This window comes from Collimonas arenae (assembly GCF_000786695.1).
Taxonomy (GTDB): domain Bacteria; phylum Pseudomonadota; class Gammaproteobacteria; order Burkholderiales; family Burkholderiaceae_D; genus Collimonas; species Collimonas arenae_A.
This window is the reverse complement of the sequence record NZ_CP009962.1, coordinates 1,787,538-1,811,839: the sequence shown is the minus strand read 5'-3', so window position 1 is coordinate 1,811,839 and position 24,302 is coordinate 1,787,538. Positions and strand designations below refer to the sequence as shown.

General features: G+C 57.7%; 25 protein-coding genes. 11 read left to right on the top strand and 14 right to left on the bottom strand.

The window, feature by feature from the left end:
* Positions 1-405: 405 nt before the first annotated feature.
* The 5 genes from LT85_RS08230 (at position 406) to LT85_RS08210 (ending at position 5,019) form a co-directional block, all read left to right on the top strand.
* Positions 406-1,563, top strand: coding sequence for an ABC transporter substrate-binding protein (locus tag LT85_RS08230; RefSeq protein ID WP_038487317.1), 1,158 nt, complete (start codon positions 406-408; stop codon positions 1,561-1,563).
* Positions 1,564-1,732: 169 nt separating this feature from the next.
* Positions 1,733-2,614 (top strand): branched-chain amino acid ABC transporter permease, encoded by an 882-nt coding sequence (locus LT85_RS08225; protein WP_038487314.1) that lies wholly within the window; start codon positions 1,733-1,735, stop codon positions 2,612-2,614.
* 40 nt (positions 2,615-2,654) lie between these two features.
* The gene (locus tag LT85_RS08220) at positions 2,655-3,524 is read left to right on the top strand and encodes a branched-chain amino acid ABC transporter permease (protein ID WP_038495501.1); all 870 of its coding nucleotides are present in this window, start codon (positions 2,655-2,657) and stop codon (positions 3,522-3,524) included.
* Positions 3,524-4,285 (top strand): ABC transporter ATP-binding protein, encoded by a 762-nt coding sequence (locus tag LT85_RS08215; protein WP_172656958.1) that lies wholly within the window; start codon positions 3,524-3,526, stop codon positions 4,283-4,285. Before LT85_RS08220 ends, LT85_RS08215 begins: the two co-directional genes overlap by 1 nt.
* Positions 4,282-5,019, top strand: a complete 738-nt coding sequence (locus LT85_RS08210) for an ABC transporter ATP-binding protein (protein WP_038487308.1) — start codon at positions 4,282-4,284, stop codon at positions 5,017-5,019. The genes LT85_RS08215 and LT85_RS08210 overlap by 4 nt, the downstream gene beginning before the upstream one ends.
* A 123-nt stretch (positions 5,020-5,142) precedes the next feature.
* Here LT85_RS08210 and LT85_RS08205 read toward each other — a convergent pair whose 3' ends face one another.
* Positions 5,143-5,724 (bottom strand): hypothetical protein, encoded by a 582-nt coding sequence (locus LT85_RS08205; protein WP_156117471.1) that lies wholly within the window; start codon positions 5,722-5,724, stop codon positions 5,143-5,145.
* Between the two features lie 15 nt (positions 5,725-5,739).
* Complete coding sequence (locus tag LT85_RS25295; protein WP_156117470.1) at positions 5,740-6,597, bottom strand: hypothetical protein; 858 nt, start codon at positions 6,595-6,597, stop codon at positions 5,740-5,742.
* A gap of 296 nt (positions 6,598-6,893) precedes the next feature.
* Between LT85_RS25295 and LT85_RS08195 the strand changes: the two genes are divergently transcribed.
* Positions 6,894-7,445 carry an AmiS/UreI family transporter gene (locus tag LT85_RS08195; protein WP_253273692.1) on the top strand — a complete coding sequence of 184 codons (552 nt, stop codon included), beginning with the start codon at positions 6,894-6,896 and terminating at the stop codon, positions 7,443-7,445.
* Positions 7,446-7,448: 3 nt separating this feature from the next.
* Here the strand turns inward: LT85_RS08195 and fos are convergent, their stop codons facing one another.
* The 5 genes from fos to LT85_RS08170 all read right to left on the bottom strand — a co-directional run bounded on the left by fos (position 7,449) and on the right by LT85_RS08170 (position 10,182).
* Positions 7,449-7,859 (bottom strand): fosfomycin resistance glutathione transferase, encoded by a 411-nt coding sequence (gene fos / locus LT85_RS08190; protein WP_038487305.1) that lies wholly within the window; start codon positions 7,857-7,859, stop codon positions 7,449-7,451.
* A 12-nt stretch (positions 7,860-7,871) separates the two neighbouring features.
* The gene (locus LT85_RS08185) at positions 7,872-8,249 is read right to left on the bottom strand and encodes a nuclear transport factor 2 family protein (RefSeq protein WP_038487302.1); all 378 of its coding nucleotides are present in this window, start codon (positions 8,247-8,249) and stop codon (positions 7,872-7,874) included.
* Positions 8,250-8,366: 117 nt separating this feature from the next.
* Complete coding sequence (locus LT85_RS08180) at positions 8,367-8,873, bottom strand: hypothetical protein (protein ID WP_367379795.1); 507 nt, start codon at positions 8,871-8,873, stop codon at positions 8,367-8,369.
* A 20-nt stretch (positions 8,874-8,893) separates the two neighbouring features.
* Positions 8,894-9,418, bottom strand: a complete 525-nt coding sequence (locus LT85_RS08175) for a hypothetical protein (RefSeq protein WP_038495491.1) — start codon at positions 9,416-9,418, stop codon at positions 8,894-8,896.
* A 194-nt stretch (positions 9,419-9,612) separates the two neighbouring features.
* Positions 9,613-10,182, bottom strand: coding sequence for a Spy/CpxP family protein refolding chaperone (locus tag LT85_RS08170; RefSeq protein ID WP_052134896.1), 570 nt, complete (start codon positions 10,180-10,182; stop codon positions 9,613-9,615).
* Between the two features lie 233 nt (positions 10,183-10,415).
* Here LT85_RS08170 and LT85_RS08165 point away from each other — a divergent pair, with 233 nt between their 5' ends.
* Both LT85_RS08165 and LT85_RS08160 read left to right on the top strand, forming a co-directional pair.
* Positions 10,416-11,381, top strand: coding sequence for an ABC transporter ATP-binding protein (locus LT85_RS08165; protein WP_052134894.1), 966 nt, complete (start codon positions 10,416-10,418; stop codon positions 11,379-11,381).
* Positions 11,378-12,685 carry a hypothetical protein gene (locus LT85_RS08160; RefSeq protein WP_038487296.1) on the top strand — a complete coding sequence of 436 codons (1,308 nt, stop codon included), beginning with the start codon at positions 11,378-11,380 and terminating at the stop codon, positions 12,683-12,685. The genes LT85_RS08165 and LT85_RS08160 overlap by 4 nt, the downstream gene beginning before the upstream one ends.
* Here LT85_RS08160 and tal read toward each other — a convergent pair whose 3' ends face one another.
* The 6 genes from tal to LT85_RS08130 all read right to left on the bottom strand — a co-directional run bounded on the left by tal (position 12,686) and on the right by LT85_RS08130 (position 19,893).
* Positions 12,686-13,651 carry a transaldolase gene (gene tal, locus LT85_RS08155; RefSeq protein ID WP_038487293.1) on the bottom strand — a complete coding sequence of 322 codons (966 nt, stop codon included), beginning with the start codon at positions 13,649-13,651 and terminating at the stop codon, positions 12,686-12,688.
* A gap of 42 nt (positions 13,652-13,693) precedes the next feature.
* Positions 13,694-15,166: a xylulokinase gene (gene xylB / locus LT85_RS08150; protein ID WP_437177294.1), complete on the bottom strand. Its 1,473-nt coding sequence runs from the start codon at positions 15,164-15,166 to the stop codon at positions 13,694-13,696.
* 43 nt (positions 15,167-15,209) lie between these two features.
* Positions 15,210-16,199 carry a LacI family DNA-binding transcriptional regulator gene (locus LT85_RS08145; RefSeq protein ID WP_253273737.1) on the bottom strand — a complete coding sequence of 330 codons (990 nt, stop codon included), beginning with the start codon at positions 16,197-16,199 and terminating at the stop codon, positions 15,210-15,212.
* Positions 16,200-16,271: 72 nt separating this feature from the next.
* Positions 16,272-17,210: an ABC transporter substrate-binding protein gene (locus LT85_RS08140; RefSeq protein ID WP_038487287.1), complete on the bottom strand. Its 939-nt coding sequence runs from the start codon at positions 17,208-17,210 to the stop codon at positions 16,272-16,274.
* A gap of 90 nt (positions 17,211-17,300) precedes the next feature.
* On the bottom strand, positions 17,301-18,287 hold the full coding sequence (locus LT85_RS08135; protein WP_038487285.1) for an ABC transporter permease subunit: 987 nt from the start codon (positions 18,285-18,287) through the stop codon (positions 17,301-17,303).
* Positions 18,288-18,345: 58 nt separating this feature from the next.
* The gene (locus LT85_RS08130) at positions 18,346-19,893 is read right to left on the bottom strand and encodes a sugar ABC transporter ATP-binding protein (RefSeq protein ID WP_038487283.1); all 1,548 of its coding nucleotides are present in this window, start codon (positions 19,891-19,893) and stop codon (positions 18,346-18,348) included.
* 478 nt (positions 19,894-20,371) lie between these two features.
* Between LT85_RS08130 and cfa the strand changes: the two genes are divergently transcribed.
* A complete protein-coding gene (gene cfa / locus LT85_RS08125; protein ID WP_038487281.1) occupies positions 20,372-21,535 on the top strand; it encodes a cyclopropane fatty acyl phospholipid synthase in 1,164 nt (387 codons plus the stop codon).
* A gap of 71 nt (positions 21,536-21,606) precedes the next feature.
* On the opposite strand, the gene pmbA is transcribed toward cfa, so the two are convergent.
* Positions 21,607-22,971 (bottom strand): metalloprotease PmbA, encoded by a 1,365-nt coding sequence (pmbA, locus tag LT85_RS08120; RefSeq protein WP_038487279.1) that lies wholly within the window; start codon positions 22,969-22,971, stop codon positions 21,607-21,609.
* 76 nt (positions 22,972-23,047) lie between these two features.
* Here pmbA and yjgA point away from each other — a divergent pair, with 76 nt between their 5' ends.
* Together yjgA and mog are read left to right on the top strand one after the other, a co-directional pair.
* Entirely contained in the window at positions 23,048-23,665 is a 618-nt protein-coding gene (gene yjgA, locus LT85_RS08115; RefSeq protein WP_038487277.1) for a ribosome biogenesis factor YjgA, read from the top strand.
* On the top strand, positions 23,646-24,269 hold the full coding sequence (gene mog, locus LT85_RS08110) for a molybdopterin adenylyltransferase (protein ID WP_052134892.1): 624 nt from the start codon (positions 23,646-23,648) through the stop codon (positions 24,267-24,269). The genes yjgA and mog overlap by 20 nt, the downstream gene beginning before the upstream one ends.
* Positions 24,270-24,302 lie beyond the last annotated feature (33 nt).

The window sequence follows — 24,302 nt, the reverse complement described above, 5'->3', positions numbered from 1 at the left end:
ACCAAAAGTCGCAGCACCCCCGCGTAAAACATCCGCTTTACCTGGCTCGTGAGTAGTGTGCGTGGTGTTCCACACATGCTGAAAACCCATAAGCGGCGCTTTTTTTGCGCCAGGTATCGTTGCCAATCCTCCCGATATAGTCTTACTATCGCTCCGGTTTGCGTCTAGCCTGACACAAAAAATCACCACTTCTGGGCTTCCATCAGGTACGAAACACCGCGCTGTGCGCCCGGAATTTCTGAACGAAAATCCCTTATACTTTGTTCACCTTTGGCGCGTCTCTGCGCGCGCCGGAATAAAAACGCTGGCGGCTTCTGGCGGCTTCCTGCTACATAATGCCTTTCGGCCGCAAGGTCGGGCATCACAGGACGTCACTATAAAAACGGTCTCTTGGAGGATATCGAAATGCAATTCAACACCATCTTGAAAACACTGCCGTTGCTGATGCTCACCACTGGCCTGGCCAGCGCCGCCCAAGCGGCTGACGTCAAGCTCGGCCTGGCCGCGGCGCTGACCGGCCCTGCCGCTAAATACGGCGTCGCCATCAAGAACGGCTTTACGCTCGCGGCCGATGAAGTCAACGCCGCCGGCGGCGTCAACGGCAACAAGCTGCAACTGCTTATCGAAGACGAGCAAGGCAAAAAAGAAGAAGCCATCAACGTCTTCAAGAAACTGATCTTCAAGGACAAGGCGCTGCTGGTCTTCGGCCCGACCCTGTCTAACTCAGCCTTTGCCGCCGACCCGATCGCCAATGCCGCCAAGGTCGTCGCCTTCGGCACCAGCAACACCGCCGACGGCATCACTGCCATGGGCCCGTTCACCTTCCGTAACTCCGTCATGGAAGCCGACGTCCTGCCGGTCACTACCCGTGCCGCAGTCAAGCATTTCGGCATCAAGAAAGTCGCCATCATTTACGGTAACGACGACGCTTTCACCAAGAGCGGCTACGACGTCTTCAAGGCCACCCTGGCCGACCAGAAGATTCCAGTCACGACTACCGAAGCCTATGCCAAAGGCGACGTCGACTTCAAGGCGCAGCTGACCAAGATCAAGGCATCCAATCCTGACGCCATCGTCTGCTCCTGCCTGACCGAAGAAGCCGCCAACATCATTCTGCAAACCCGCGCGCTGGGCATGAAGCAGCCGTTCATCGGCGGCAACGGCCTCAATTCGCCGAAGCTGTTTGATATCGCCAAGGGCGCTGGCGACGACACCATCATGGGTAGCCCATGGTCGCCGGAAAACCTGACGCCGGCCAACAAGGCGTTCATCGCCGCCTACAAGGCAAAATTCGGCAGCGATCCCGACCAGTTTGCAGCGCAGGCCTATGACGCCTTGCATGTGGTCGCCGACGCTCTCAAGAAAGTCAAGCTGAGCGGCGCCATAGACAAGGACCGCATCGCCCTGCAGCAGGCACTGCCTTCGGTAACGATTGAAGGCGCCACAGGCAAATTCGCCTTCCGTAAGGCGCCGCCAGTAACCGGCAAGGAAGTCGGCTACGACGCGCAGCAGGAAGCGATTGTGAATATCGCCAAGGGCGGCAAGTTCATCTTGCTGAAGTAATCCCGACAGCCGTTGTCACCGGCGATAACGGCCATCGCAAACAATGAAACAATTGGGGTCAGAGTCGAATATTCTTGCAAAATAATATTCGACTCTGTCCGAGCGACTCTGTCCAAGCGAATCTATCCAAGCGGCTCCGCCCCTGATTGAATTAAAGAAAATTCCCTCCATGCTTGAACAACAACTCATCAACGCCCTCTCGCTGGGCAGCGTCTATGCGCTGTTTGCGCTAGGCTTCACGCTGGTTTTCGGCGTGCTGGGCGTGATCAATTTATCGCACGGCGCTATCTTCATGCTGGGCAGCTATGCCGCGCTGCTGCTGGTGGAACATCTGGCGCTGCCGCTCTGGCTGGCGATGCTGGCTGCCATGCTGGTTTCCGGCCTGATCGGCCTCGCGGTCGACTATCTGGTGCTGAAGCCGCTGCGCGCGCGCAACGCACCGCATCTGGCGCCGATGATTGCAACCATTGGCGTCGCCACCATCCTGACCAGTCTGGCGCAGGGCTTGTTCGGCGCTGAAAACAAGCGCTTCCCGGTCGGCACCATTCCGGAAGAAAGCTATAACTGGGGCAACCTGCATGTCACCGCGGTGCAAATCGGCATCGTCGTGATTTCCTTCGTCCTGATGCTGGTGCTGCTGGCGGTCATGCGCCGCACCCAGCTTGGCCGCGCCTTGCGCGCCATCGCCGAATCGCCGAAAGCCGCTTACCTGCTCGGCATTAACGTCGAAGGCCTGTTTTACCTGACCTCGTTTGCAGCCGCTGCCCTTGGGGGCGCTGCCGGCGTGCTGGTCGGCCTGTCGTTCAATGCCATCACGCCGTTCATGGGACAGCCGATGCTGCACAAAGGCATCGCCGTCATCATCCTGGGCGGCATGGGCGATATCCGCGGCGCCATGATCGCCGGCTTGTTCCTCGGTTTTGCCGAAGTGCTGACCGTAGCTTATATATCCAGTGATTTCCGCGATGCCGTGGGATTCGGGTTACTGTTTTTGATCTTGCTGGTCAAGCCTTCCGGGATGTTTGGCAAAGTACTGGAAAGGAAGGCCTGATATGACTGAACTTCTGACAACCATCGGCGCAGCCGGTTTCATGGATTGGTGGGACGGTTTCTGGTCAACCTATAACACCGTGATTTTCAGTCTCGGCGTCAACGCGATGCTGGCGCTATCGATCTATGTCACCTTGTCCTGCGGCCTGCTGTCGCTGGCCAATGCCGCTTTCATGGGCATCGGCGCTTATGCCGCATCGCTGATCAGCATGCAAACCGGCTTGCCGTTCCCGGTGGCGCTGGCTGTGGGCGGCGCGCTGCCTGCATTGGTGGCGCTGGTGATCGGCATCCCGACGCTACGCTTGTCCGGCGTCTATCTGGCGATGGCGACCCTTGGCTTCGGCGAGGTGGTGCGCGTGATTGTGCTGAATATGGACATCACCGGCGGCCCGCTCGGCCTGAATGGCATACCTCTGAAAACCGAGTGGTGGCATATCGTCCTGCTGCTGGCGCTTACCTTGTACATCCTCGCGCGCATGCGCCGCTCGAAAATCGGCCGCGCCTTCGAAGCCATCAAGGAAGATGAGGTTGCGGCACGCCTGATGGGCGTCAATGTCGCCGGCTACAAGCTGCTGGCGTTTGTCATCGGCGCCGCTATCGCCGGCGTCGCCGGCGGCCTCAACGCCCACTACACCTTCACGATCGGCCCCGGCAACTATGCTTTCGAAAACGCCGTCGAGATATTGACCATGGCCGTATTCGGCGGCACCAGCAGCCTGGTCGGCCCGACCATGGGCGGCATGATACTGACCTTGCTGCCGGAAGCGCTGCGCGATTTCAACAGCTATCGTTCGGTGGTAAACGGCCTGATTCTGGTATTGGTGATTCTGTACCTGCCCAAAGGTATTTGGGACCCGCGCCGGATGCGCGGTTTTTTCCAGCGTAAATCGCAAGCTGGAGGAATTAACTGATGCTGCAACTTAAAAATATCAGCAAGAATTTCGGCGGACTGCAGGTTCTGCAAGACGTTAATTTCAATGTGCCGCAAGGTGGCATCTTTGGCCTGATCGGCCCCAACGGCGCCGGCAAGACGACTGTGTTCAACCTGATCACCGGCTTGCTGCGCGCTTCTGGCGGCGCTATCGAATTCGATGGACAGGATATCGGCAAGGTCGCACCGCACAAGATCACCGAGCGCGGCATTGCCCGCACCTTCCAGAACATCCGTGTGTTCAAGGAAATGACCTTGCTGGAAAACGTCGTGGTCGGCATGCACGATCACATGGTCTATAGCTTCGGCAGCGTGCTGCTGAATCTCGGCGGCTATCGCAAGATCGAAGCGCAAGCGCGCGAACGGGCGCTGGAGCTGTTGTCCTGGGTCCGCCTTGATCACAAGGCGCAGATGCTGGCCGACAGCCTGTCCTACGGAGAGCAGCGCAAGCTGGAATTCGCCCGGGCGCTGGCGACCAAGCCGAAACTGCTGCTGCTGGACGAACCGGTGGCCGGCATGAATCCCGCAGAAAAAACCGAGCTGATGACGGAAATCCTCAACATCAAGCAGCGCGGCTTCAGTATCTTCATGATCGAACATGATATGCGTTTCGTGATGGGCCTGTGCGACCGTATCGCGGTGCTCAACTTCGGCCGCATCATCGCCGAAGGCAGCCCCGACCAGATCAAGAATAACCAGGAAGTGATTGAAGCCTATCTGGGCAAGGAAGACGCCGAATGATGGCTACAGAAACCACCAGCGCCACACCGATCCTGCAAGTGAAAGACCTTGCGGTTTCCTACGGCCATATCGAAGCCGTCAAAGGCATCGACCTGACGCTGAACGAAGGCGAAATCACGGCGCTGGTAGGCGCCAACGGCGCCGGTAAAAGTACCGCCCTGCTGGCCATTTCCGGCCTGCTCAAGCCGCAACGCGGACAGATCCTGTTTGACCGGCAAGACCTGACCAGCCTCTCACCGCACAAGATCGTGCAGAGCGGCGTGGTGCAAGTCGCCGAAGGCCGCGCCACGCTCACCACCCTGAGCATCGCCGAAAACCTGGCGCTGGGCGCCTATACCCGCAAAGACAAGACCAACATCGCCAAGGACCTGGACTGGGTCTATTCCCTGTTCCCTGTACTACAGCGGCGCAAGGATGGCCTCGCCGGCAATCTCTCCGGCGGCGAACAGCAAATGCTGGCGATCGGCCGCGCACTAATGGCCAAGCCACGCGTGCTGTTGCTGGATGAACCATCAATGGGATTGGCGCCGCTGCTGGTGCAAGAAATCTTCCGCATCGTGCAGGAAATCAATCGCACCGGGCTGACGATTCTGCTGGTGGAGCAAAACGTCCGCCAGGCATTGCGGATTGCCCAGCGTGGTTATGTACTGGAGACAGGCAAGATTGTGCTGGCGGACAGTGGCAGTAACCTGTTGAACAATCCGAAAGTGCTGGAAGCGTATTTGGGTGGCTGATTTGGCTAAAGTCATCGCACCGCCAAGTGCGGCCACCTGGCTGACGCGTCAATTCAATTCCAACAAAAAAACCCGTTAACTTACGCTAACGGGTTATTGGTGGCTACAAGCGATTTAACTATATCAAGCCTTCAGACCACATTCTTTGTCTAAATCGGTCGCGACTTTTCTTAACAAATTGTTCAGCGCATAGTTCAAAGTGGTGACGTACTCCGAATCGGCGCCCCACATATTGGTTTTGTCGCCGGACGAGCGGTAGGTCCGGCTCTCGACCTTGCCATCCGGACGCGTGTAATCCATCTTGAGCACTACAGTACCGAACAGCTTCATGCCAACCTGCCAGGTGTAAGCGCGGATAATCTTGGGTGTAAGCGTAATCGCAGCCTGCCCATCTGCTGCATCCGGCTTAGTCACCCGAAAACCAAAGTCGCTGAGATTTTGCAAGCCGGCGGTAGCCCAGGCGGCAGCATCGCCGCTGAGCAAAGGGCTAGTGATATTTACTCCCAACGTGTCTTTATTCTGCCTTTCATCAACCACCGGAATGATCTTCAGCGCACACGTGTGCGCCATCGCCGCCGGACGCACATCGGTCGCAATCGAATCGTATTTCATGTCTAGAGGTTTATGTTCGACGACTGCGTCGGCCCATGCAGACTGCGCCAATGCCGCTGCAAACATGAAGGAGATGCAAGTGAGTTTTTTCATTGAATAATCTCCCGATCAAGGCAAAAGTGAATAGAGACCACCGCTGGCGCCGCGGACAATCACGCGCTCACCGTGCTTATCGACTAGCGTGCCCCTAATACTCTTACGGTCAGGCGATGCATTTTCGCCAAAATTGAACTTGACGTCGATTTTTTCCGCTTGGGCGGAAGCCGGCGCATTTTCCTTGATGTCAATCGCCAGCATGGCAAGCGTTTCCTGGATACCTTCTTTCAGTTTGTCAAAAAACGGCTTACCGCCATCCATCCCCCAGGCCTTGGCAGATTGCTCACTGCCATTACCCAGCGGCGCCGATTGATATTTCATCAAATTTTTATAGACTGGCTGCTGCCCTCCCTTTATCCATAGGGCGGAGGATGTGACAAGATTGAGGGAACGCAAATCTGTTGACAGATAATAATCGGTGGAAATGAATAACTGCGCTTCACCATCGCCCAGATTCTGAACGACCTGAAGTACTTCTTTGGCTGGCATTGCACGCGCCGTGGTCACGACATTTGTTACCTTTAGAGGAAATTGCTCATGCAACTGTCGAGTCAACTCCGGCCAGTAAAGAGCGCGAAAATCGTAGTCTTCAAGCGATTCGTACATGCTATCCATCGCTACCTGCAAACGCGCTTGCCGTGAATTTGTAATGGAGGCATCGATCAGCGCCGGAATCAATCCACCGCCGAGAGCGGCAGAAACCGTCGATGGATCGGCCTTGGCAATGACTTCGTCCTGGACTACCAGGCTGCGGGCGCTGACGGTTTGGATTTTTTTGGCATTCTCCTGACTGAGCGGAATGTACTGCGGCGCGGCGCATCCTGCCAAGCCGATGGCGACCGTCGCCATGGCTACTATGCTTCTGAACATTTTTCCCCCTGATTTGAGATGATTATTTTTTTAGCATGTAAATATAACGTAATTTATATTGTTTTTGGGAAATTAATTATCCATGCCTGTAGCCCCCGTACTTTGACAGCGACAAACTGCTGCACGCAACTTCAAGGCTGGCGAGAACAATGCGTAACCATGCGCATTCAACGAACGATTAGGGTAGTTAACATCGGACCAGCAAGTACCTAGGCGCATATCGCGCACAATTTCAAGTCAGATATTCCTATGAGCCTTATTCGCTGGCGCCTCCCCTGCACCCAAGCGCAGCCGCTATGCTGCGCGCACGCCTGATTCAAGCGCCAACAACCATCAATAGTCTTCAAGGGAAATACTTCATGCTGGGCATTGCTCTACTCTTCATCGGCGCAGTGCTGGTAGTCAACGGCGTCGGCCTGACCGGTCGCATCGAAGCGCGTGAAAACGCCGTCTTCAATTTCCTTGTCGGTTCCCTGGCGCTGACGATCAGTTTCATTGGCCTGGTCCGCAGCACCGACAACGCCGGTTATCTGAGTGTTGCCGCAGGCTTGCTGTTTGCCTTCACCTACCTGTACCTGGCTGTGGTGCAGTGGAAGAACATGAGCGGGAAAGGATTGGGCTGGTACTGCCTGTTCGTTGCCATCAACACGTTGCCGATGGCCTGGCTGGCGGTAGCCCAGGATATGCGTTCAACCGTGATGTGGCTGACCTGGGGCGCCCTGTGGTTCTTGTTTTTCCTGGCGCTGGCGCTGCAGAAGACCATCCGCTCCCTGGGTTGGATTACGGCGCTGATCGGCATCTGTTCTTGCTGGATTCCAGGCTTTCTGATGCTGGCCGGCCGCTGGTAGCTTTCAGTCGAAAAACTGCATACCCGCGTAAGGCTGGTCACGGCAAGCGCTTAAGCGGCTTGCCAGATCGCCGACATGCGCTTCCAGCTTGTGGCCGTCGGGATCAAGAAAATAGAACGACGCGCCTTCGCTGCGATTGTCCTTCCATTCATCGACACCGGCTGCGCGCATCGTGCTGACAAAATCCGCAAAGGAACTCGCCTCCGCCGTGAATGCATAGTGGGTATAGTCTGCGCCGGGCGCGTTGGTCCGATTCGGATCGAGGGATAGGCATAGCCAGAGTCCGCCTGTGGAAAGATAAGCGCCGCTATCCCAGCGCGCATGCAGGCGCATGCCCAGCGTTATCTGATAGAAATTCACGCTGCGGAAAAGATCGCTTACCGCTAGCGTGAGATGGTTTAGTCCGTTCAGCATGCTCGCCCGGTGCTACGAAAGGATGTTCATCCTGATTTCGCCAGGCGCAAAGGACGCTTTCTGAATCAGACCATGCGCCACCTCATACACACACAACATCTCCATGGTACCGACACCATCAGGAAAATTGCGGGTAATCAGCTCGTAGTCAATCACCAGATTTGCCATGACCGTACGGTTGAGCAAGCGCGCATGGAGATCTGGTTCGGCGAACCGGGTCAGGAAGCGCGGCCGCATTTGGGCGTGCCCACGCGCCAGAAGCTCGCCATGCAGTGCGTACTGCTCTGCATCGGGCGCATAAGTCAGCAACAAGGCGTCAATATCTTTAGCATTATAGGCATCGAGTTGTGCCTGGACGATATCCTGCGGGGTGTTTGAATAGCTGGTCATTTTTGCGATGAAAGTGAAGAAATGGGAACGCGTTCCTGTCGCCAGGAACCTCACTATACATTTCAATTCAATCGCCGTTAGTCTCAATCAATAATTGGCCACAGCCATCCGCCGATCCTACTGCAAACTTCCCCACCGCTCCACCGCAGGCTCTGCCACCGCCCAGCGCCAGATATCGTTGCTGCGGCAGGCGCTGCCGGTATACCAGGCGCGCTTCAGCTTATCACCCTCGCCGCTGTCAACCGACAGCAGCACTTCCTTGCACAACGCCAGCGGCGTGTCGATCAGGCGAACCACGCGCACTTCACCGTGTTCGTTGGCGTAAGGGATTTGATGGACGATAGCCCAGCGGCTAGCGTGGCCGACTTCCAGGTTGCCAACCACCGCGGCGATCTCGTCCTGCTCGCCCTTTTGCCAGTTGCGAAAGATATATTTGGTGGTGGCGTCGGTGGCAGCCTGGACGCCGATGCCGACGGCATAGCCGACCGCCGGATTGGAGGTGACTGCGCCGCTGGCAACGCCGGCAGCAGCGCCCGCAAAACCCCCGATGCTATTGCAACCGGCAAGCGCCACGGCGGCCAGCAATACTGCCGCGCTGGCCATCGCTTGACGCGAGGACGACAATGCCAAGCTCCTCCGCAGCGTCATTGCAACGCTCCCCAGCGCTCGGTGGCGGGTTCCGCTGACGCCCATTTCCAGCCCTGGCCGGCACGGCAGATGGTGGCCACATAAAATTCGCTGTCCGGATTGTTAATCTTGCCTACCAGGCCATCGACGGAAAACACGATTTCCTTGCAGCTCATGCCTTCACTGCTAATGATGCGGCTGACCGTGACCCGGCCGCGCTCGTTGTCTTCGATCGGCAGTGAATGTTCGATCTGCCATTTGGCGACGGCGCCAACCGCCAATTCTCCGCCCGCCTTGGCGATGGCGTCCTGTTCTTCACCGTGTATCTTGCGCTGCTCATATTGCACGCCGGCGCGAGCCGCAGCCTGAACGCCGAGACCGATACCGGTCGCCACCGCCGCGTTATTGGTCACCTTTCCCGCCAGCGCGGTACCGGCGACGCCAGCAGCGGCGGAACTACCCTCGGTCAAGACCGAACTACAGCCGCTCAATCCGACCACCACGCATAACGCCAGCAAACTACCTATCCGTTTTAACCGCATTCCACCATCCACTAGTAAGCCATCGATCTGATCGACGATGCATTGACAGACATCCGCCGGAGCGGTTGCAAACATTCTAGAGGAGAAAAACCGCTTCCAAGCCGATCAAGGTATGGCAATTTGCAAATTTTTGTTAAATCTTGGCGAGAAAAAAGACCATCGCAACAATGACATCAGACGATGTCCGCATGAGATTACGAGCCGCCTCCCATAGGCGAACCGCCGCCACCCATGCCGCCCATGCCTTTGCCTCGTCCCTTGCCGGAAGATTTGTCCTTCGGCACCACCGAGCTGCGTTCGCAAGAGGCCGAATCGACGCGTTGCAAACGGTCGGCCAGGAAGGCCCGCGCCGTCTGCCGCTGCGAATCGTCAAGCGCGTCGTTCATGGTCAGCCACAACTCGCGCAACTGGCGGCCATCCTGAAGCGACTGAGCCGCTTCCGCATCGATTGCGGCAGACAGCTGGCGCAGGTCGATCGCCGGATTACTCAAGCCGCTAGCCATATTCGCCTGGATATCATGCTGCCGTTTTTCCTTATCGTTGATGATGGTTTTCGATTTACCCTCCAACTGCCGCCACAAGGTTTGCTGGTTCGGGTTCAGGTGCAGATCATCCTTCACGCCATCGGCCACCGACAGCAGATCCTCGCTGCGAAAATCCATCACCGGCGAAGCCATCGCCGGCGAGACCATATTCAAGGTCAAGCCGGCCATGACAGCCAATGAACCCATCTTTAACGCTGATACGTACTGCTTTCCGTGCATTGCAATCTCCTCTAGCTGAATAGATCATTCGAATCGGGTATTTGTCGGACATTTGTCGGGTATTTAATCGGAGTTGCCGCGCCGGCGAGACAGGTGAATCATTTGGTAACAGCTGGCCGGTTATTGATACAGCACGTTGCCGGGCGCAATTTACCGCTTTCGATGCGGATTGCTTTATTATTGGCAACTTACATTGCTATCATGTCCACATTGTCTCTATAAGATCGACTCCCATGATAAAAATCTCTGGTCTTACCTTCGATTATCCCGGCCATCGCGCCCTGCACCAGGTCAGCCTGGAAGTCGCCGCCGGCAGCGTGACAGCGCTGGTCGGCTCCAACGGCGCCGGAAAAACCACTTTGATGCGCTGTATCGCCGGCCTGGAAACCCCGCTCGCCGGTTCGATCAACGTCGCCGGCATGGATGTGCTGGAGCAGCCGCGCGAAGTACATCGGATCATGGGTTATCTTTCCGATTTCTACGGCCTGTACCAGGCGCTGACTGTGGCCCAGTGTTTTGAATATGCGGCAGCGGCCCAAGGTTTGCCTGCACCGGCCATCCCGCAGGCGATACAAACCACCGCGCAGCAACTGGGTCTGACAGATCGGTTGCAGCAAACCTGCGACAAGCTGTCACGCGGCTTGCGCCAGCGGGTCGCCATCGGCCAGGCCATCATTCACGCACCGAAGATCCTGCTGCTGGACGAACCGGCATCAGGGCTCGACCCGGAAGCCCGCGCCAGCCTGGCCGGCCTGTTCCGCCAGTTGCAGGCGAATGGCATGACGTTGCTGGTGTCGTCACATATCCTGGCCGAACTGGATGAATATTCGACGCATATGCTGGCGCTGCGCGAAGGCCGCGTGCTGGAGTACCGCGCCCTGATTCACGACAACAGTCAGCACGCTCCGCAGAAATCACTGCGAGTAACGCTGGCGCAAGCAGATGCGAGATTGTCAGCGCAACTGGCGACCGAACCGGCGCTGCAAGTCACCGCAAGCAACGAACATAGCGCTGATTTCAATTTCAGCGGCGACGAACATGCCCTGGCTGCCCTGCTGGCGCGCCTGATTGCATCCGGGCTGCCGGTCTGCGGTTTTAGCGATCAGAAAGAAAACCTGCAGCAGTCTTATCTGCGCTCGGTCGCCACTTATGAAAATGGACAAACCAATCACTTATCCAAGACAGGGAGCGCATCGTGATCAATCCTGAATTCAAGCGTAACCTGTGGCTACAGTTTTCCCTGCACCGGCTGATCGCCATGCCTGCCGTCCTCGGGCTGGTGTTTTTTACACTCAGTATGGCAGGCAGCAATTTCCCAGGCGGGATCCCACTAGACAGCGTAGCGTTGATTTTATTCGGTGGCATCGTCTGCCTGTGGGGCACCCGCAGCGCCAGCAATGCCGTGATTGATGAAATTCGCGACAAGACCTGGGATCAACAACGCATGAGCGCGCTCGATCCGTGGACCATGACCTGGGGTAAATTGTTTGGCGCCACGGCCTTCAACTGGTATGGCGGGATTATCTGCCTGGCGATATTTGCGATCACCGCTGTCACCAACGCGCATAGCATGACCATAAGCGGCGCCCTGACGCTGGTAGCGTTGGGAATCCTGATGCATGCCTCGACCATTGCCCTCAACCTGCATCTGATGCGCAGCGATATACGGGCGGTGCAACGCGGCGGCATCGCCTGGGCGGTGGTCGTCATTACGGTCATGTTCGCGCCGCCATTCCGGTCCCACTTCGACACCAGCGTCACGTGGTGGGGAGCAAGCTATGCCTACGGTCCCTTCCTGCTAAGCAGCATGGTGTTCCTGGCGGCTCTGGGTGTCTTCGCTGCATGGCGCAGCATGAACAGCGCCTTGCAAATCGCCACCATTCCATGGGCCTGGCCGTTGGGGTGCTGCCTGCTGGCGGCATATATTGCCGGCTTTGCCGATGGCGCGAGCTTGCTGTGGGTCGGTTTGCTGCTGGCGATGGCAATGACCTATGCGGCCTTGTTCACCGAAGAAAACGATATCGCGCTCTGGCAGCGGATTGTCGCGCGGCTGAAGACCGGCAACTGGCAGGGATTTCTCCGCAACCTGCCAATCTGGCCAAGCTCGCTGGCTTTGGGGTTTTGCTTTGCCTTGCTTCTGCTATTCAACCACAACCAGATGCCGCCCTTCAATTTGCCGCCGGATTTCAGTTACAGCTCTTTGCTGGCGCTAACGCTGGCCTTGATGTTGCTGCGCGATAGCTGCGTCTACCTGTTTTTTGCGTTTTCCGGAAAAGGAAAACGCGCCGGCGCCACCACTATCTTGTACCTGGCCATCATCGACGGCCTGCTGCCGTTCATGGCGCATTTCATGGGATCGGAAGTATTGGCGAGATTTTTCATGCCGATACAATTCGGCAACGCCTGGCTCATGCTTGGCATCGCCGTGGCACATGCGGTTTTAGCTATCGCATTGCTCGGCTGGCGCTGGCGCCAGCGAGCTTTGAAAGACGATTCAAATTAATCAGCCGCGCGCCGATGCTAGCAAACCCTCGATGATCTTGTCGAGCTTGACGGCATCGGCGGCAAAACCGCGTATCCCCTCCGCCAGCTTTTCAGTCGCCATCGCATCCTCATTCAGTGCGTAGCGAAATTCGGCCTCGTTGTAGCTGACAGCACGCAAATCGGCCTTGGCGGCGGCATCCTTATCCAGCGCCAGCGGCATCTCAGCATCGCTGCCTTGCAGTTGCGCCAGCAGTTCCGGGCTGATGGTGAGCAGATCGCAACCGGCCAGCGCCGCAATCTGGCCGACGTTGCGGAAACTTGCGCCCATTACCTCGGTGTCTATCCCGAAGCGTTTGTAGTAGCTATAGATCTGCGCCACCGACTTGACGCCGGGATCATTGGATAAGGTGTTGGCGGATTCATCCCAGGCAGCGCCGGCAGATTTCTTGTACCAGTCATAGATACGGCCGACGAACGGCGAAATCAGGCGTACCTTGGCGTCGCCGCAGGCCACCGCCTGGCAGAACGCGAACAGCAGCGTCAGGTTGCAGCGGATGCCATCCTGTTCCAGGATGCGCGCGGCCTGAATCCCTTCCCAGGTCGAGGCGATCTTGATCAGCACGCGCTCGCGGCCAATGCCGGCGGCTTCATACAAGGCCATGATGCGGCGCGCGCGCGCCACCGTGGCCGCCGTGTCGAAACTCAGGCGCGCATCGACTTCGGTGGAAACACGGCCCGGCACGACTTTCAAAATCTCCAGCCCGAAGCGCACCAGTACCTGGTCGACGATCTGGTCGAGTTGACTGTCGGCATGGGCGGCAACTGTTTCAGCCAGCAAGGGGGCATAGTCGGCTTGCTGCACGGCTTTCAGGATCAACGATGGATTAGTGGTGGCGTCGCGCGGCTTGAACTGCGCCAGTTGCTTGAAATTACCTGTGTCCGCGACAACGGTCGTGTACTGCTTCAATTGTTCCAGCTGATTCATGGGCTAAACCTTTGCTTTATAAAATGAATAAAATGTCATACATCAATCGTGGAGGGTTTGCGCCGCTGTCAATAATCCACGGAACTGCTGATAGCGCGCCTGCAACATCGGCTGTTGTGCAAGCATAGGAAAGAAGCGTTCCTTGACCGGCATGCCGCTCTGTAGCAAATCACCGCCTCGTCCATACGCCAGGAAACCCAGCTTGGCCGCGCCTATGCACGCGCTCAACTCGCTGCCCGACAAGGTGTAGATTTCCCTGTCGACGATATTGGATAACAATTGCGCCCAATAGTTGCTGCGGGCGCCGCCACCGACCAGCGCGCAAGCACCGACCGTTGCTCCGGCCGCATGCACCGCATGCATCGCGTCCAGCAAACCGAAACCGACGCCTTCCAGCACCGCGTAACCGAGCGTTGCCGCAGTGCTATCGTAACCCAGGTTCATGAAGCCACCACGCAACAAGGGATCATTGTGCGGCGTCCGCTCGCCGGCCAGATAGGGCAGGAACAGCGGCACGGCGGCGGATACCGGCTGCGTCTGCGGCAAACCGGCTTCGACCATTTGCAGCAAGGTTTGCTCGTTTTCCTGCCCTAACAAATTGGTGACCCAGCGCAGACAACTGGCGCCCGCCAGCATGGCGCCCATGGTGTACCAGCGCTGCGGCAGCGCATGACAAAAACTATGGACTGCGCTGGCAGGATTACCCGCTACATGGCCGGTGATGGCGACGATCGCCGCGCTGGTGCCCAGCGTGATGAAGCCGTGACCGGCGTCAATGGCGCCGATGCCGACCGCAGATACCGGATTGTCGCCACCGCCACCCGCCACCAGCAATTGCCGACGCAGTCCGAGCTGTCCCGCTGCCTCGGCATTCAGGCCAGCTGCAGCAGCTGAGCCTTCGACCAAACGGGGCAACTGGCTCAGTTGCAATCCGCACGCTTGCACCATCGGTTCGAACCAGTCGCGCTTGCGCACATCCAGCCACAGCGTGCCGGCGGCGTCGGACATATCGCTGACACGTTCGCCGGTCAAGCGCAGTCGCAGGTAATCCTTGGGCGACAGGACGCAGGAAATGTCGCTAAAAACCTGCGGCTCATATTGTTTGATCCACAACAGCTTGGGCGCCGTCAGTCCGGCCATCGGCAAGCTGCCGGTGATTTCAGAAAATTCGGGATGTTCCTGGTGCAGCCATTGCGCTTGCGCGATGGCGCGCGAATCGTCCCACAGGATCGCCGGGCGCAACACACGGTTAGCCTGATCCAGCAGGACCGCACCGTGCATCTGCCCGGACAGGCCGATGCAGCGCACCCGGCTGTAAGCGTCCGGCTGGGATTGCCTTAACTGCTGCAATGCCGCCAGGCAGGCTTGCCACCAGTTTTCCGGATCCTGCTCTGACCAGCCCGCTTGCGGCCGTGAAATCACCAGTCTGATCCCGGCGTGCGCTACGACGGTACCGCACTCATCCAGCAGCACCGCTTTTAGCTCGGACGTGCCGAGATCAATCCCGAGCGAGATGGGACTACCCATAGATTTTCATTTTCTTTAGAAGGAATCAGATTCAAAGACATCCGCATGAATTACGCACACGCAACGTCGGCGCCAGCCGTACGATCTGCTTCTTGCCGACCGGGTCTTCGATCCGCTTCATCAGCAACTTGACGGCGCGCATGCCAAGCTCCTTGACCGGTTGCGCCATCACCGTCAGGCGCGGCACGAAGAAATCGGCCCAGTCGAAATCATCGAAACCGACCAGCGCAATCTGCTCCGGCACATCGATCCTGGCGTCGCGCAGCGCATGCATGGCGCCGATGGTCATCAGGTTGTTGGCGGCCATGATGGCGGTCGGCGGCTCTGCCAGGGTCAATAACTGGCGAGTTGCAGTGCGCGCCGGTTCGCTGCTGGATTCGCCGCTGACCACCAGCGCCTCGTCAAACGGCAGTTTTGCAGCAGCCAACGCCGCGCGGTAGCCGTCGATCCGCTCATCGGTGGTGGTCAGGCCGGCGCGGCCTGAAATAAGGGCAATGCGGCGATGGCCGTGTTCGATCAGGTGGCTGACCAGCTCTTGCGAAGACTTCTTGTTTTCAACGCCAACCTGGTCGAATCCCTGCGCCATCAGGCGGTCCACCAGCACTGCCGGAATCTCGTTGGCGCGCAGGTATTCCAGCGCCAGGTGCTGCGGATCGGCGGATGGCGCCAGCAAGATACCGTCGACCCGCCGATGGTGCAAGGCTTTGACCGCGCGCAGCTCCTGCTCGGGATCGTCTCGGGTATCGACATACAGCATCATGATGCCGTGCTTGGCGCACTCGGTTTCAATCGCATGCACGGTTTCGCTGAAATAATGGTTGGAGAGAGCGGAAATGGCGACGCCGATGGTGTTGGAGGTAGAACGCGCCAGCGAGCGCGCCAGCGTGTTGGGTATGTAGCCGAGCGCCTGGATCGCCGCCTCCACCGCGCGCACCGTCGCCGGCCTCACCTTGCGCGTGCCATTCAAGACGTGCGAGACCGTCGAGGTCGATACGTTCGCAATTCTTGCGACATCATCCATGGTTGCCACTGTGTTCTATCTCCTCTTTTTACAATGGGCGGTTACCGGGTTTCGGCAGCCGCCTTGCTTGTCTTATCGCTTGCTGGACCAGCCTTTGTAACTGGCGATATTATCCTTAGTAATCAGCACCGGCGCCAGCAATAGGGTTGGCTGAGCCGGACGCTTGCCGTTGAGGATGTCATAGCCGACCGCCACCGCGTCCTGCGCCTGGGCCCAAGGATCCTGGCTGGCAGACGCTTTGATCGCACTATCTGTCTTCAGCACCGCTTCGATATCCGGTGCACCGTCCACCGAAGTGATGATGATGCCGCTGCGTTTCAACTGCTTGGCAGCCAGATCGCTGCCGATCGCTTGCGGATCGTTGATGGCGAACAGACCATCGATTTTAGGGAAGCGCGTCAGGTAGCCTTGCATCGCATTGAGGCCGCCTTCGCGGGATCCCTTGCCATCCTGGTCATCCGACAGCACCTTGATACCCGGCGCGGCAGTCAGCACAGTCTTGCAGCCTTTGACACGATCGATCACCGAAGTCACCTGCGGCCCGTTCTGGATGATCACATTACCCTTGCCGCCCAGTTTCTCGACCAGATATTTGCAAGCCAGCTTGCCAGCCATTTCGTTATCGGTCTGCACCGTCGCATCGACGCCTTTGGCGCCGACGTCCACCGCCACCACCACGATGCCCGCCTTTTGCGCTTTCTTGATGGCCGGCTCAATTGCCACGGGATCGGTGGCGTTCAACAGGATCAGATCGACTCCGGCCGAAATAAAATTATCGATCTGGGTGAATTGTTTGCTCAAGTCATAATCTGCGGATACCGCAGTGACCTTGACGTTGGGATTGATCTGCAGCGCCTTGGCCTTGGCGCCGTTAGCCAGCGTCACGAAATAAGGATTGCCGAGCGAGCCGACCGTAATGCCGACCGATTTCAGTTCACGCGCCTGTGCCGATGCCGAAAATGCCAGTGCTAGCGTAAACGGAAGAATTGCTGCGAGAGCGAGTTTTTTCATGATGGTCCTGTCTCCAGTTACTGGTCATATAAAAATCCGGACGCTGCGACCAGCTTGCCGCGCCCGGTGGTCTCTTAATATAAATGCGCCTCAGGTCCGTGCGCCCGACTGGCGATAACGGTCCAGCCCCACAGCGCCGATAATCACGATGCCCTTGATGATGTATTGCCAGATATCGGATACGCCCAGCAACACCAGGCCGTTGGTCAGCACCGCAATGATCAGCGCGCCGATCAAGGTGCCGCCTATCGAGCCGACGCCGCCGGTAAAGCTGGTGCCACCCAAAATCACCGCGGCGATCGCATCCAGCTCGTAGGATTGCCCAAGCTGCAGACCATTGGCAGCAGACAGGCGCGAGGCTGTCATCACCGCACCCAGGCCAGCCAGCAAACCGGACACTGCATACACGAACAACAGCACTTTCCAGACCTTGATGCCGGACAGCCGCGCCGCCTCGTGATTGCCACCTACCGCATAAATCTGCACGCCGATCACGGTACGGCGCAGGATAAACCAGGACACCGCCACCACCAGCAAGGCGATAATCACCAACCACGGCACGCCAAGCACTGAATCGTTGCCGATAAAGGCAAATGGCAAGTCGGGATTGAAGACGGTTTTGTCGTCGGCCAGTAACCGCGCCAGGCCACGCATGGCAGTCAGAGCGCCCAGCGTGACGATGAATGGCGGTAGACGCATGAAGGCGATCAACACGCCGTTGGTCAAGCCCAGCAGCAAGCCGAAGCCGACGCCTGCCGCAATTCCCAGCATACCGAACTGCGGCGACAGCGACGCCAGCATCGCCACCACCGCCGAAGCCGCCAGGATCGCACCCACCGACAGATCGATGCCGGCGGTCAGGATGACGAAGGTCATGCCGGCTGCCAGAACGATGTTCACCGATGCCTGCTGGGTAACGATCGACAGGTTCTGCACCGTGAAGAAATTTTCGCTCATCAGGGCGAATCCCAATATCAGTAGGAGCAGCACCGGCAGCATGCCGACCGTGCGTAACAGACCGCGCACCTGCTCGCGCTTGCCGACCACCTCGGCCGTGAGGTTGCTGCTTGTACCCATGATTTGTGTCTCCTTGCTATTCTGATTCATGATTATTCTGTCCAGACGTTTGTACGGCTCAGGCCGCCTGCGGCTCTACCTGCTGCGCGCCGGTCGCCAGTTCAATAATGTTTTCCTGCGTGATCTCGCGCCCAGAATGGCCGCCCAGTTCCGCCACCAGCTGGCCTTCGCGCATGACCAGCACGCGGTCCGAGGTACCGACGATTTCCGGCAACTCGCTGGAAATCACCACCACGCCGACGCCAGCCTTAGCCAGCTCATTGATGATGCGGTAGATTTCCGACTTGGAGCCGATGTCGACGCCACGCGTCGGCTCATCGAGGATCAGCACGTGCGGTTTGATTTCGAGCAAACGCGCCAGCAATACCTTTTGCTGGTTGCCACCCGACAGCGCGCCGACATTGACGCCACCCGACGCAACCCGGATCGACAAGGACTTGATTGCTTCCGCCGAGCGTTGTGCGCCGCGACGGCGGTCCAGCACGCCGCCGTAGCGCGAATCGGGTACACAGGCGCAGACATTGATGTTGTCGCGCACGCTCATGTCGAGAAACAATCCTTGCGCCTTACGGTCTTCGGTCAGATAGACGACGCCGGCGCGGATCGCATCGGTCGGGCCACGCAAGCTGGCGATTGCCTTGCCCGCCACTTCGAGCGTGCCGGAAATGCGCGGGTTGGCGCCAAAAATCAGACGCGCCAGTTCGGTACGCCCTGCCCCCACCAGGCCAGCGATGCCAAGCACCTCGCCGGCATGCAGATCAAAGCTGCAACCCCGGACCCTGCCACCATCAGCCATGTCGCGGACCCGCATGACCACGTTACCGGGATCGTAAGGCGCATGTTCTTTTTTGTAGAAACCGGAAAGGTCGCGGCCCACCATCATTTTCACCAGCGCCTCAGCCGATAGTTCTTCACGTTCCAGCATGCCGACGTGCTTGCCATCGCGCAGCACGGACACGCGATCGGACAATTCGTAGATCTCGGCCATGCGATGGCTGATATACACAATCGCCAGCCCTTCTTGGCGCAACTGGCGGATCAGTGCGAACAAACGGTCAGTCTCACGGGAGGACAGCGGCGTGGTCGGCTCATCCATGACCAGGATGCGCGCATGGGCATGGATCGCGCGGGCAATTTCCACCAGCTGGCGCTCGGCAATCGACAAGGTGCTGACCTTGGTCTGCGGCTTGAAATCGGCGCCGAGACGGAGCAAGACATCGACGCAACCCGCTTCCATCGCCTTGCGGTCGACGGTCCAGCCGCGCTTCAGCTCACGGCCGAGGTAGATGTTTTCCGCCACACTCAGGTTCGGACACAGGCTCAGCTCTTGATAGATCACGGCGACGCCGAGTTCTTTCGCTGCACGCGGGCCGTAGTTGGCCACCGCCTTGCCATCGATCCGGATCTCGCCGCCGGCATCCGCTGAATGCGCGCCGGACAGGACTTTCATCAGGGTCGACTTGCCTGCGCCGTTTTCGCCCATCAAGGCATGCACTTCGCCGGCGAAGACGGTCAGGTCGACTTCCTTCAATACACGCAAACCGCTGAAGGTCTTGGAGATGCCGCGCATCTCCAGGATGGGTGTTGCATCTGACGCTGATTTCATGAGTGCCCCCTGAAACTGACTGAATACTCAATCTCATACAAACGCGAATAACAGGATGGAAGCATAGGCATGCCGTCAAGCAATCGCCAATAGACGACAGCATCCTGATGTGAGCGAATGCTCAATATAGATATTTTTTGACAATGGATGGCGAGGTCGGATCGCCTCGTGGAAATACGGGATTTTCATTTGTCTCCAAGCGTTTATGCTTTTTTACCTAGGCCACCTCGACCGGGAAATGTAGCCGGCGACCTGATTTGAAACCAATATTAGTGCAAAGCAAGCGCTTGCGCAAGCGCTTGCTTTTTTTGCCGTCGAAGTCAGCCTAATCGAACTTAACGCTTTCTTGACCTCAACCTGGCAAAGCAGTGCTACCCTTTACCTCCGAGCTTCCATGACAGAATTCCGCTCATAAAGCTGCCTCACGCAAAGATTCCATCCGTGTCTAAATAACTCCAACTAAAAAGGGAATTACTGCATGAATAATGTGAAAGCCGGCCAGCCAACGCCAATGATCCCAGATACGAATAGCGCGAAAATCATCAGCAAATTATTTGAGCACGCCGATATCCGCCTTAACGGCGACCGGCCCTGGGACATGCAAATCCACGATCCGGCGTTCTTTCAAAAGATGTTTGCGACCTGGGAGCTTGGCATCGGCGAGTCGTATATGGATGGCGACTGGGATTGCGAGCAGCTGGATGAATTCTTTTTCAGGGTTACCAGCCACGACCTTGAGCAAACGGTGGTCGGTCCGGCAAAAATCGGCTTCTTCCTGGAAATCCTGCGGCAGAAACTCTTCAACCTGCAAAGCCGCAAGCGCGCTTTCCAGGTCGGCGAACAGCACTACGACATCGGCAACGATCTGTTTGAAAAGATGCTGGATTCCAGCATGACATATACCTGCGGCTACTGGCCCAAGGCCGAGAACCTGGAGCAGGCTCAGTTGCATAAACTTGACCTGATCTTCCGCAAGCTCGAACTAAAGCCAGGCGAACGCCTGCTGGATATCGGCTGCGGCTGGGGCGGCCTGGCGCGTCATGCAGCGCAACACTATCAGGCGGAAGTGGTCGGCATTACGGTTTCTAAGGAACAGCAGAAGCTCGCGCAGGCAAGGTGCGCCGGACTGCCGGTCACGATCGAACTGATCGATTACCGCGAGCTCACAGGGCAATTCGACAAGATCGTTTCAGTCGGCATGTTCGAGGCTGTGGGCGCAAAAAATTACGACGAATACTTCGATGGCGTCGACCGACTGCTGAAGGCGGACGGCCTGTTCCTGCTGCATACCATCGGCAACTACGAGACTGAAAAAAAGCGGGATGTCTGGCTCGACAAGTACATTTTCCCGAATGGCCACTTGCCATCAGCCAAGGAAATCACCTATGCGCTGGAAGGAAAATTCCTGATCCAGGACTGGCACAATTTCGGCCAGGACTATGACCGCACACTGATGGCATGGTGGGATAACTTCGACCGCGCCTGGCCGCAGTTGAAGGACAAATACGGCGAGCGCTTCTATCGGATGTGGAAATACTTCATACTTTCTTCGGCGGGATTTTTCCGTTCCGGCCAAGGACAGTTGTGGCAACTTGTACTGAGCAAGCGCGGGCACAATACCACTTACCGCTCAGTACGCTGAACTCGACACGTCAAATCTATATGCACGCCGGACAGCAGGGTTGGCACGCATGCCCACCCTGCTGCGACCGCTCAATTGCCGGCGACAGTCATGCTTTCAATCAAAACCGAACCAGTCTGCTTGGTGCCGCGAATCAGCGTGTCGGCGCCGATGGCGACGATTTGCGCCAGCATGTCTTTCATGTTGCCGGCAATCGTGATTTCTTCGACCGGGTATTGGATAACGCCCTTTTCCACCCAATAACCGGATGCGCCGCGCGAATAGTCGCCGGTGACATAATTGGTGCCCTGCCCCATCAGTTCGGTGACCAACAAACCGGTATCCAGCTTCTTCAGCATCGCCTTGAAGTTATCGGTAGATTTTGTCAGCGACGAAGTCATGCTGAGGTTATGCGAGCCGCCGGAATTGCCGGTGGTTTTCATGCCCAGCTTGCGCGCCGAGTAGGTCGACAGGAAGTAGCCCTGCACCACGCCGTCCTTGACCACGTCGCGACGCTGGGTCTTGACGCCCTCTTCATCGAAAGGGGCCGAACCGACCGCGCCGATGACATGCGGATCTTCGACGATCTGGATATGCGGCGCAAATACCGACTTGCCCAGGGTATCGAGCAAAAATGTGGATTTGCGATACAGCGCACCGCCCGACACCGCCTGTACGAATGCACCCAGCAAACCGGCCGCCAACGGCGCCTCGAACAGCACCGCGCATTTGCGGGTATCCAGCTGCCGCGCATTCAGGCGCGCCAGCGCGCGCTCTGCGGCGTAGCGGCCGATTGCTTCCGGCTTGGCAAGTTGCTTGGGATCGCGCATCGACGAATACCAGTCGTCGCGCTGCATGTTGCTGCCTTTTCCTGCGATAGGCGCTACTGAAATGGTATGCCGCGAGAAAGGATACCCCCCCATGAAACCGCGCGAATTGGCGCTGACAAAGTGCGATTGCTGGGCGTAGACGCCGGCGCCTTCACTGTTGGTGATGCGCTTGTCGACGGCAAATGCTGCTGCTTCGCAACGTTTTGCCAGTTCCACCGCCTCTTCGGCCGAGATCAGCCAAGGCGAACACAGCTGCAAATCCAGCGGATTCATTTCCAAAGTATCAACATCCGGCAACCCGGCGCAGTCGTCTTCTGCCGTGAAGCGGGCGATGTTGTAGGCCGCCTCGACCGTATCCTGCAAGGCTTTGGCTGAAAAATCGGAGGTGCTGGCATTGCCGCGACGGGTATGGCCTTCCTCACCCAGGTAGACGGTGACGCCCATGCCCTTGTCCTTGTTTTGCTCGATGGTTTCGACGCTGCCCTTGCGCACGCCCACCGATAAACCACTGCCTTCGCTGATTTCAACCGCTGCGCCGGAAGCGCCTTTTTCCCGCGCATAACGCAACACATCCTGCGCCAGCTGTTGTAATTGGTCTTGACTATGGATAAATACGGAGTCGCTCATGGGTCGGTTTTCTTCGAATAAGGTATAAAAAGGGTATCATAGCAGTCGTTTACAGTAAGGAAGCACCCTTAACATCATGCCAAATCCGAATCGGGGCTCCTGCGGCTTTCAGTCCAGCGAGTTCGAACAAGAATACGACCGTCCCTCCAAGTCACAACTCAAACGCGAGATGACTGCATTGCAGAAGCTCGGCGAAGAACTGATCGCCGAATCGCGCGACCGCGTCAAGCGCGTGCCGATGCCGGAAGATGTGCGCGACGCCATTCTCGAATGCCAGCAAATCAAGGACCACGAAGGACGCCGCCGCCAGACGCAATACGTCGGCAAGAAAATGCGTACGTTGGAACCGCACGAAATCGCAGAAATCCAGAAAACCCTGGATAGCTGGAGAGGCCTGTCGAAAGCCGACACCGCCGCCATGCACGCGCTGGAGCGCCATCGCGACCGCCTGTTGAAGGACGACGGCGCGCTGACCGAGTTGCTGGCGCAGCATCCGGAACTGGATGTGCAACACGTGCGCACCATGATCCGCAATGCCCGCAAGGAACAAGCCGAGAACAAACCGCCGAAAGCCTATCGCGAAATTTTCCAGTTGCTGAAGCAGTTGCAAAAACCGTCGGCTGACGACGGCGACCTGGCTGACCTGGATCTGGATGACGACGACGATCACTACGATGCCCGCCACGAATCTTGAACCAGTGCAGGCAGCAAGCTTGAAAATCGGCCTGGTGTCGATTTCGGACCGCGCCAGCACCGGCGTCTACCAGGACCAAGGCATTCCAGCCTTGCAAGACTGGCTGGCGGCTGCGCTGACCAGTCCATGGCATGTCGAAACCCGATTGATTGCCGATGAGCAGCCGCTCATCGAGCAAACCTTGATCGAACTCGCAGACCGGCACCATTGCGACCTGATCCTGACCACCGGCGGCACCGGCCCTGCACGGCGCGATGTGACGCCGGAAGCGACGCTGGCGGTGGCGACCAAGGAAATGCCCGGTTTTGGTGAACAGATGCGGCAAATCAGCCTGCAGTTCGTACCGACCGCGATCCTGTCGCGGCAGGTCGCCGTGATTCGCGAAACTGCCGATCATGCCGCACTGATCCTGAATTTGCCGGGGCAACCGAAAGCCATCAAGGAAACACTGGAAGGCCTGAAAGATGCCGACGGCAAGCAGAAGGTGTCCGGTATTTTTGCTGCGATACCTTATTGCATCGACCTGATCGGCGGTCCGTATATCGAAACCAATGAAGCGGTGTGCAAGGCGTTCCGGCCCAAATCGGCGATCAAACCTGCATAAGCGCAGCTTCTTCACCTCCACTCTTTTCAGCGG

Coding starts and splice junctions, on each gene's coding strand:
- LT85_RS08225 (WP_038487314.1), top strand. CDS start 1,733: ATGCTTGAACAACAACTCATCAACGCCCTCTCGCTGGGCAGCGTCTAT.
- LT85_RS08140 (WP_038487287.1), bottom strand. CDS start 17,210: ATGAAAAAACTCGCTCTCGCAGCAATTCTTCCGTTTACGCTAGCACTG.
- LT85_RS08210 (WP_038487308.1), top strand. CDS start 4,282: ATGATGGCTACAGAAACCACCAGCGCCACACCGATCCTGCAAGTGAAA.
- fos (WP_038487305.1), bottom strand. CDS start 7,859: ATGCTGAACGGACTAAACCATCTCACGCTAGCGGTAAGCGATCTTTTC.
- LT85_RS08220 (WP_038495501.1), top strand. CDS start 2,655: ATGGATTGGTGGGACGGTTTCTGGTCAACCTATAACACCGTGATTTTC.
- pmbA (WP_038487279.1), bottom strand. CDS start 22,971: ATGAGCGACTCCGTATTTATCCATAGTCAAGACCAATTACAACAGCTG.
- LT85_RS08145 (WP_253273737.1), bottom strand. CDS start 16,199: ATGGATGATGTCGCAAGAATTGCGAACGTATCGACCTCGACGGTCTCG.
- mog (WP_052134892.1), top strand. CDS start 23,646: ATGCCCGCCACGAATCTTGAACCAGTGCAGGCAGCAAGCTTGAAAATC.
- LT85_RS08175 (WP_038495491.1), bottom strand. CDS start 9,418: ATGCGGTTAAAACGGATAGGTAGTTTGCTGGCGTTATGCGTGGTGGTC.
- LT85_RS08165 (WP_052134894.1), top strand. CDS start 10,416: ATGATAAAAATCTCTGGTCTTACCTTCGATTATCCCGGCCATCGCGCC.
- LT85_RS08170 (WP_052134896.1), bottom strand. CDS start 10,182: ATGCACGGAAAGCAGTACGTATCAGCGTTAAAGATGGGTTCATTGGCT.
- LT85_RS08230 (WP_038487317.1), top strand. CDS start 406: ATGCAATTCAACACCATCTTGAAAACACTGCCGTTGCTGATGCTCACC.
- cfa (WP_038487281.1), top strand. CDS start 20,372: ATGAATAATGTGAAAGCCGGCCAGCCAACGCCAATGATCCCAGATACG.
- LT85_RS08205 (WP_156117471.1), bottom strand. CDS start 5,724: ATGAAAAAACTCACTTGCATCTCCTTCATGTTTGCAGCGGCATTGGCG.
- LT85_RS08195 (WP_253273692.1), top strand. CDS start 6,894: ATGCTGCGCGCACGCCTGATTCAAGCGCCAACAACCATCAATAGTCTT.
- LT85_RS08130 (WP_038487283.1), bottom strand. CDS start 19,893: ATGAAATCAGCGTCAGATGCAACACCCATCCTGGAGATGCGCGGCATC.
- LT85_RS08215 (WP_172656958.1), top strand. CDS start 3,524: ATGCTGCAACTTAAAAATATCAGCAAGAATTTCGGCGGACTGCAGGTT.
- LT85_RS25295 (WP_156117470.1), bottom strand. CDS start 6,597: ATGTTCAGAAGCATAGTAGCCATGGCGACGGTCGCCATCGGCTTGGCA.
- yjgA (WP_038487277.1), top strand. CDS start 23,048: ATGCCAAATCCGAATCGGGGCTCCTGCGGCTTTCAGTCCAGCGAGTTC.
- LT85_RS08135 (WP_038487285.1), bottom strand. CDS start 18,287: ATGGGTACAAGCAGCAACCTCACGGCCGAGGTGGTCGGCAAGCGCGAG.
- LT85_RS08185 (WP_038487302.1), bottom strand. CDS start 8,249: ATGACCAGCTATTCAAACACCCCGCAGGATATCGTCCAGGCACAACTC.
- tal (WP_038487293.1), bottom strand. CDS start 13,651: ATGAATCAGCTGGAACAATTGAAGCAGTACACGACCGTTGTCGCGGAC.